This window comes from Bacteroides sp. RTP31139st1_H2_RTP31139_211217 (assembly GCF_040227615.1).
In the GTDB taxonomy this organism is placed as follows: domain Bacteria; phylum Bacteroidota; class Bacteroidia; order Bacteroidales; family Bacteroidaceae; genus Bacteroides; species Bacteroides uniformis.
Map to the genome: position 1 here is coordinate 1 of NZ_JBCNZM010000225.1, position 6,106 is coordinate 6,106.

Sequence of the window (6,106 nt, forward strand, 5' to 3'; positions counted from 1 at the left end):
CACTGTTACCGTAGAACTGTTCAATGACGCAACTTTTGTTGACGTTGTAGGTACTTCTAAGGGTAAAGGTTTCCAGGGTGTAGTAAAACGCCATGGTTTTGGTGGTGTAGGCCAGACTACTCACGGTCAGCACAACCGCGCTCGTAAGCCGGGTTCTATCGGTGCTTGTTCTTACCCTGCAAAAGTATTCAAAGGAATGCGCATGGGCGGACAGCTTGGTGGCGACAGAGTAACTGTTCAAAACCTGCAGGTATTAAAGGTAATCGCGGAGCACAATCTTCTTTTGATTAAGGGATCTGTTCCTGGTTGCAAAGGTTCAATCGTAATAATTGAGAAATAATGGAAGTTAACGTATATAACATTAAAGGTGAAGACACTGGGAGAAAGATTACGTTAAACGAGTCTATCTTCGGAATTGAGCCCAACGACCACGCTATCTACTTGGATGTTAAACAGTTTATGGCTAACCAGCGTCAGGGTACACACAAGTCAAAGGAAAGAAGCGAAATCAGTGGTTCTACTCGTAAAATCGGTCGCCAGAAAGGTGGTGGTGGTGCACGTCGTGGTGACATGAACTCACCGGTACTTGTTGGTGGTGGACGCGTATTCGGTCCGAAACCGAGAGATTACTACTTCAAATTAAACAAAAAAGTAAAGGCTCTGGCTCGTAAGTCAGCTTTGTCATACAAGGCTCAGAACAACGCAGTTGTAGTAGTAGAAGACTTCTCTTTTGAAGCTCCGAAGACTAAAGATTTTGTTGCAATGACAAAAAATCTTAAAGTTTCTGACAAAAAGCTGCTTGTGATTTTACCAGAAGCAAATAAAAACGTATATTTGTCGGCTCGTAATGTGAAGGGTGCTAATGTGCAGACTATCTCAGGGTTAAATACTTACAGAGTATTGGACGCTGGGGTCGTTGTGTTTGCTGAAAGTGCACTTTCTGCTATCGACAATATCTTAATGTAAAAAGGAGGCTTAAATAATGGGAATTATTATTAAACCGTTAGTGACAGAGAAGATGACTGCAATTACTGATAAGACGAATAATCGTTTCGGCTTTATCGTGCGTCCTGAAGCTAATAAACTGGAAATTAAGAAGGAAGTTGAAGCCCTTTACAACGTTACAGTAGTTGATGTGAATACAATGAAGTATGCCGGCAAAAACAAGAGCCGCTATACTCGTGCCGGTATCATCAACGGACGTACGAATGCGTTCAAGAAGGCTATCGTTACGTTGAAAGAAGGAGATACTATTGATTTTTATAGCAATATTTAATAAAAATGGCAGTACGTAAATTTAAGCCCACAACACCGGGGCAAAGACATAAAATTATTGGTACTTACGAAGAGATTACTGCACGGGTACCAGAAAAGTCTCTTGTATTTGGTAAGAAATCTTCAGGTGGTCGTAACAACGAAGGTAAGATGACTATGCGCTACATCGGTGGCGGTAGTAAGAAGATTATTCGTATCGTAGATTTCAAGAGAAATAAAGACGGTGTGCCTGCAGTGGTTAAAACAATTGAATACGATCCGAATCGTTCGGCTCGTATCGCTTTGTTGTTTTATGCAGATGGAGAAAAAAGATATATTATTGCTCCCAATGGATTGCAAGTTGGTACGACTTTGATGTCAGGTGAGACTGCCGCTCCGGAAATCGGAAACGCACTTCCGCTTCAGAATATTCCGGTCGGTACTGTAATTCACAACATCGAATTACGTCCGGGACAAGGCGCTGCCTTGGTTCGCTCGGCTGGTAACTTCGCTCAGTTGACTTCTAGAGAAGGTAAGTACTGCGTTATCAAGTTGCCTTCAGGTGAGGTTCGTCAGATCCTCAGTACTTGTAAGGCTACTATTGGTAGTGTAGGTAACTCAGATCATGGATTGGAAAGTTCAGGTAAAGCTGGACGTTCTCGTTGGTTAGGACGTCGTCCGCGTAACCGTGGTGTTGTTATGAACCCGGTTGATCACCCGATGGGTGGTGGTGAAGGACGTGCTTCAGGAGGACACCCGAGATCTCGTAAGGGATTGTACGCTAAGGGTCTTAAGACAAGAGCTCCGAAGAAACAATCGTCTAAGTATATTATTGAGAGAAGAAAGAAGTAATCTGATTAATTGAGTAAATTATGAGTCGTTCATTAAAAAAAGGTCCGTATATTAACGTTAAGCTTGAGAAGAAAGTGCTTGCCATGAATGAATCGGGCAAGAAAGTGGTAGTTAAGACCTGGGCCAGAGCTTCAATGATTTCGCCTGATTTCGTAGGCCATACTGTTGCAGTTCACAACGGAAATAAATTTATTCCTGTTTATGTTACCGAAAATATGGTAGGACACAAGTTGGGCGAATTTGCTCCAACTCGTACTTTCAGAGGACACGCTGGTAACAAGAAAAAATAAAACAGGATTTATCTGAAATAATAAAGTAATAATATAATGGGAGCAAGAAAAAAAATATCGGCTGAAAAAAGAAAAGAAGCCCTTAAGACCATGTATTTTGCGAAATTGCAAAATGTTCCTACTTCCCCCCGTAAAATGCGTCTCGTGGCTGACATGATTCGCGGGATGGAGGTGAACAGAGCACTCGGCGTTTTGAAGTTCTCTTCAAAAGAGGCTGCCGCAAGAGTGGAAAAGTTGCTGCGCTCTGCAATTGCTAACTGGGAGCAGAAAAACGAACGTAAAGCTGAAAGTGGCGAGCTGTTCGTAACCAAGATTTTTGTTGATGGTGGTGCTACACTCAAAAGAATGAGACCGGCTCCGCAGGGTAGAGGTTACAGAATTCGTAAACGTTCAAACCACGTAACGTTGTTCGTTGGTTCTAAAAGTAATAACGAAGATCAAAATTAAGGTAAATGGGACAAAAAGTTAATCCAATAAGCAACCGTTTAGGAATTATCAGAGGATGGGATTCCAATTGGTATGGTGGAAAGAATTACGGCGATTCTCTGCTGGAAGATAGCAAGATTCGTAAATATTTGAACGCTCGTCTGGCAAAGGCTAGTGTGTCAAGAATTGTAATTGAACGTACACTGAAACTCGTGACTATTACCGTTTGTACTGCACGTCCGGGTATCATTATCGGCAAAGGTGGCCAAGAAGTTGACAAGTTGAAAGAGGAGTTGAAGAAGGTTACTGATAAGGATATTCAGATTAATATCTTCGAAGTTAAGAGACCAGAGTTGGATGCTGTTATCGTGGCTAACAACATTGCCCGTCAGGTTGAAGGCAAAATAGCCTACCGTCGTGCCATCAAGATGGCTATTGCCAATACAATGCGTATGGGTGCGGAAGGTATCAAGATTCAGATTTCAGGACGTTTGAATGGTGCAGAAATGGCCCGTTCTGAAATGTATAAGGAAGGAAGAACTCCGTTGCACACTTTCAGAGCAGATATCGACTATTGTCATGCAGAAGCATTGACTAAGGTTGGTCTTCTCGGCATTAAAGTTTGGATTTGTAGAGGTGAAGTTTATGGTAAGAAGGAGTTGGCTCCGAACTTTACGCAAAGCAAGGAAAGTGGTCGTGGAAGCAATAGCGGAAACAATGGCGGAAAGAACTTCAAAAGAAAGAAAAATAATCGCTAACGAATTTGATTTTTAGGAATTATGTTACAACCGAAAAAAACAAAATTCAGAAGACAACAAAAAGGCCGTCAAAAGGGTAATGCCCAAAGAGGAAACCAGTTGGCTTTCGGATCTTTTGGTATTAAGGCCTTGGAAACGAAATGGATTACAGGCCGTCAGATTGAAGCTGCGCGTATTGCAGTGACAAGATATATGCAACGTCAAGGACAGATTTGGATTCGTATTTTCCCCGACAAACCTATCACCAGAAAGCCTGCTGATGTGCGTATGGGTAAGGGTAAGGGTGCGCCGGAAGGATTCGTAGCGCCTGTTACACCGGGTAGAATTATTATCGAAGCCGAAGGAGTATCTTATGAAATCGCTAAAGAAGCTTTGCGCTTGGCTGCACAGAAGCTTCCTATCACAACTAAGTTTGTGGTTAGACGTGATTATGATATTCAAAATCAAAATGCGTAAGAAGTATGAAAACAGCAGAAATTAAAGAGATGCCTACCAGTGACTTGGTAGAAAGAGTTGAAGCAGAAGTAGCTAATTACAACCAAGTGATTTTAAATCATTCTATTTCTCCTTTGGATAATCCTGCTCAGATCAAACAATTACGCAGGACTATTGCGCGTATGAAGACTGAATTACGCCAAAGAGAACTTAACAATAAATGATGAGCTTGATGGAAGCAAGAAATTTAAGAAAAGAAAGAACTGGGGTTGTGCTGAGCAACAAGATGGATAAGACCATTACAGTAGCAGCTAAGTTTAAGGAGAAACACCCCATATATGGTAAGTTCGTTAGCAAGACGAAGAAGTACCATGCTCATGATGAAAAGAATGAGTGCAATATCGGCGATACTGTACACATCATGGAAACTCGTCCTTTGAGCAAGACTAAGAGATGGAGATTGGTAGAAATAATTGAAAGAGCTAAGTAATTATGATACAAGTAGAATCCAGACTTACAGTATGTGATAATAGTGGGGCAAAAGAGGCTCTCTGTATCCGCGTTTTGGGTGGTACAGGTCGTCGCTATGCTTCAGTAGGGGACGTGATTGTCGTTTCTGTTAAGAGCGTTATCCCTTCAAGTGATATTAAAAAAGGTGCAGTGTCTAAAGCTTTGATCGTACGTACTAAGAAAGAAATCCGTCGTGCTGATGGCTCTTACATACGTTTTGATGATAATGCTTGCGTGTTGTTGAACAATGCAGGTGAAATTAGAGGTAGTCGTATTTTCGGTCCGGTAGCTCGTGAACTTCGTGCTACTAACATGAAAGTTGTGTCACTCGCTCCTGAAGTACTTTAATATTGTAAAAGATTTGAGTAATGAGTAAATTACATATTAAAAAAGGCGATACAGTTTATGTAAACTCCGGTGAAGACAAGGGTAAGACTGGTCGTGTATTGAAGGTTCTTGTTGATAAAAACCGCGCAATCGTTGAAGGTATCAACATGGTGTCTAAGAGCACAAAACCGAATGCTAAGAACCCGCAAGGTGGTATTGTGAAGCAAGAAGCTTCTATCCACTTGTCAAACTTGAACCCCGTTGATCCAAAGACTGGCAAAGCAACGCGTGTTGGTAGAAAAGTAAGTGCTGAAGGCACTTTAGTGCGTTATTCTAAAAAATCAGGAGAGGAGATTAAGTAATGAGTAATACTGCTAGCCTTAAGAAAGAATATGCAGAGCGTATTGCGCCTGCATTGAAATCACAGTTCCAGTATTCTTCTTCTATGCAGATACCCGTACTTAAGAAGATTGTTATCAATCAGGGTCTGGGTATGGCTGTTGCCGACAAGAAGATTATTGAAGTGGCAATTAATGAAATGACTACTATCACTGGCCAGAAAGCCGTGGCAACCATTTCTCGTAAGGATATTGCAAACTTTAAGTTGCGTAAGAAAATGCCGATTGGCGTTATGGTAACTCTGCGTCGTGAGAGAATGTACGAATTCCTTGAAAAGTTGGTTCGTGTAGCTCTGCCTCGTATCCGCGACTTCAAGGGTATTGAAAGTAAGTTCGATGGTAAGGGTAACTATACCCTTGGTATTCAGGAACAAATCATTTTCCCTGAAATTAATATCGATAGTATTACTAGAATTCTCGGAATGAATATTACCTTTGTAACCTCTGCGCAAACAGATGAAGAAGGGTATGCCTTGTTGAAAGAATTCGGTTTACCGTTTAAAAACGCTAAAAAAGATTGATAATATGGCAAAGGAATCAATGAAAGCACGCGAAGTAAAGCGTGCTAAATTAGTAGCCAGATATGCCGAGAAAAGAGCTGCGTTGAAGCAAATCGTTAGAACCGGTGATCCTGTTGAAGCTTTTGAAGCTGCACAGAAATTGCAGGATTTGCCTAAAAATTCTAACCCGATTCGCATGCACAACCGTTGCAAGCTGACAGGTCGTCCCAAAGGATATATCCGTCAGTTTGGCATCTCCAGAATCCAGTTCCGTGAGATGGCTTCTAACGGTCTTATTCCCGGTGTAAAGAAAGCAAGCTGGTAATTATTGTTTTTAAATATTGTCAGGGTAGGCC

At 41.6% G+C, this 6,106-nt stretch carries 14 protein-coding genes; all 14 read left to right on the plus strand.

Annotated features, from left to right (window positions below; all coding sequences use genetic code 11):
* Window positions 1–340: 50S ribosomal protein L3 (gene rplC, locus ABUA47_RS22360; protein ID WP_349832080.1), on the plus strand; the 340-nt coding region annotated here is incomplete at its 5' end.
* Window positions 340–966, plus strand: a complete 627-nt coding sequence (rplD, locus tag ABUA47_RS22365; protein WP_005825707.1) for a 50S ribosomal protein L4 — start codon at window positions 340–342, stop codon at window positions 964–966. The genes rplC and rplD, both read left to right, overlap by 1 nt.
* Before the next feature lie 16 nt (window positions 967–982).
* Window positions 983–1,276, plus strand: coding sequence for a 50S ribosomal protein L23 (gene rplW / locus ABUA47_RS22370; protein ID WP_005825706.1), 294 nt, complete (start codon window positions 983–985; stop codon window positions 1,274–1,276).
* 5 nt (window positions 1,277–1,281) lie between these two features.
* Entirely contained in the window at window positions 1,282–2,106 is an 825-nt protein-coding gene (gene rplB, locus ABUA47_RS22375) for a 50S ribosomal protein L2 (protein WP_005825705.1), read from the plus strand.
* Between the two features lie 20 nt (window positions 2,107–2,126).
* On the plus strand, window positions 2,127–2,396 hold the full coding sequence (gene rpsS / locus ABUA47_RS22380) for a 30S ribosomal protein S19 (protein WP_002558070.1): 270 nt from the start codon (window positions 2,127–2,129) through the stop codon (window positions 2,394–2,396).
* 36 nt (window positions 2,397–2,432) lie between these two features.
* Window positions 2,433–2,843: a 50S ribosomal protein L22 gene (gene rplV / locus ABUA47_RS22385; RefSeq protein WP_004291236.1), complete on the plus strand. Its 411-nt coding sequence runs from the start codon at window positions 2,433–2,435 to the stop codon at window positions 2,841–2,843.
* Window positions 2,844–2,848: 5 nt separating this feature from the next.
* On the plus strand, window positions 2,849–3,580 hold the full coding sequence (gene rpsC, locus ABUA47_RS22390) for a 30S ribosomal protein S3 (RefSeq protein ID WP_004291235.1): 732 nt from the start codon (window positions 2,849–2,851) through the stop codon (window positions 3,578–3,580).
* 21 nt (window positions 3,581–3,601) lie between these two features.
* Window positions 3,602–4,036: a 50S ribosomal protein L16 gene (rplP, locus tag ABUA47_RS22395; RefSeq protein WP_004291234.1), complete on the plus strand. Its 435-nt coding sequence runs from the start codon at window positions 3,602–3,604 to the stop codon at window positions 4,034–4,036.
* 5 nt (window positions 4,037–4,041) lie between these two features.
* Window positions 4,042–4,239 (plus strand): 50S ribosomal protein L29, encoded by a 198-nt coding sequence (gene rpmC, locus ABUA47_RS22400; RefSeq protein WP_005825702.1) that lies wholly within the window; start codon window positions 4,042–4,044, stop codon window positions 4,237–4,239.
* Window positions 4,236–4,505 (plus strand): 30S ribosomal protein S17, encoded by a 270-nt coding sequence (gene rpsQ, locus ABUA47_RS22405; RefSeq protein WP_005825701.1) that lies wholly within the window; start codon window positions 4,236–4,238, stop codon window positions 4,503–4,505. Before rpmC ends, rpsQ begins: the two co-directional genes overlap by 4 nt.
* Window positions 4,506–4,507: 2 nt before the next feature.
* Window positions 4,508–4,873 carry a 50S ribosomal protein L14 gene (gene rplN / locus ABUA47_RS22410; protein ID WP_005825700.1) on the plus strand — a complete coding sequence of 122 codons (366 nt, stop codon included), beginning with the start codon at window positions 4,508–4,510 and terminating at the stop codon, window positions 4,871–4,873.
* Window positions 4,874–4,893: 20 nt separating this feature from the next.
* Window positions 4,894–5,214, plus strand: coding sequence for a 50S ribosomal protein L24 (rplX, locus tag ABUA47_RS22415; RefSeq protein WP_005825699.1), 321 nt, complete (start codon window positions 4,894–4,896; stop codon window positions 5,212–5,214).
* A complete protein-coding gene (gene rplE / locus ABUA47_RS22420; RefSeq protein ID WP_005825698.1) occupies window positions 5,214–5,771 on the plus strand; it encodes a 50S ribosomal protein L5 in 558 nt (185 codons plus the stop codon). The genes rplX and rplE overlap by 1 nt, the downstream gene beginning before the upstream one ends.
* A 4-nt stretch (window positions 5,772–5,775) precedes the next feature.
* Window positions 5,776–6,075, plus strand: coding sequence for a 30S ribosomal protein S14 (gene rpsN, locus ABUA47_RS22425; RefSeq protein WP_035450377.1), 300 nt, complete (start codon window positions 5,776–5,778; stop codon window positions 6,073–6,075).
* Window positions 6,076–6,106: the final 31 nt, after the last annotated feature.

Bases quoted from the DNA above. Each gene is read 5' to 3' on its own strand.
- rplD (WP_005825707.1), top strand. From the start codon at position 340: ATGGAAGTTAACGTATATAACATTAAAGGTGAAGACACTGGGAGAAAG.
- rplW (WP_005825706.1), top strand. From the start codon at position 983: ATGGGAATTATTATTAAACCGTTAGTGACAGAGAAGATGACTGCAATT.
- rplB (WP_005825705.1), top strand. From the start codon at position 1,282: ATGGCAGTACGTAAATTTAAGCCCACAACACCGGGGCAAAGACATAAA.
- rpsS (WP_002558070.1), top strand. From the start codon at position 2,127: ATGAGTCGTTCATTAAAAAAAGGTCCGTATATTAACGTTAAGCTTGAG.
- rplV (WP_004291236.1), top strand. From the start codon at position 2,433: ATGGGAGCAAGAAAAAAAATATCGGCTGAAAAAAGAAAAGAAGCCCTT.
- rpsC (WP_004291235.1), top strand. From the start codon at position 2,849: ATGGGACAAAAAGTTAATCCAATAAGCAACCGTTTAGGAATTATCAGA.
- rplP (WP_004291234.1), top strand. From the start codon at position 3,602: ATGTTACAACCGAAAAAAACAAAATTCAGAAGACAACAAAAAGGCCGT.
- rpmC (WP_005825702.1), top strand. From the start codon at position 4,042: ATGAAAACAGCAGAAATTAAAGAGATGCCTACCAGTGACTTGGTAGAA.
- rpsQ (WP_005825701.1), top strand. From the start codon at position 4,236: ATGATGAGCTTGATGGAAGCAAGAAATTTAAGAAAAGAAAGAACTGGG.
- rplN (WP_005825700.1), top strand. From the start codon at position 4,508: ATGATACAAGTAGAATCCAGACTTACAGTATGTGATAATAGTGGGGCA.
- rplX (WP_005825699.1), top strand. From the start codon at position 4,894: ATGAGTAAATTACATATTAAAAAAGGCGATACAGTTTATGTAAACTCC.
- rplE (WP_005825698.1), top strand. From the start codon at position 5,214: ATGAGTAATACTGCTAGCCTTAAGAAAGAATATGCAGAGCGTATTGCG.
- rpsN (WP_035450377.1), top strand. From the start codon at position 5,776: ATGGCAAAGGAATCAATGAAAGCACGCGAAGTAAAGCGTGCTAAATTA.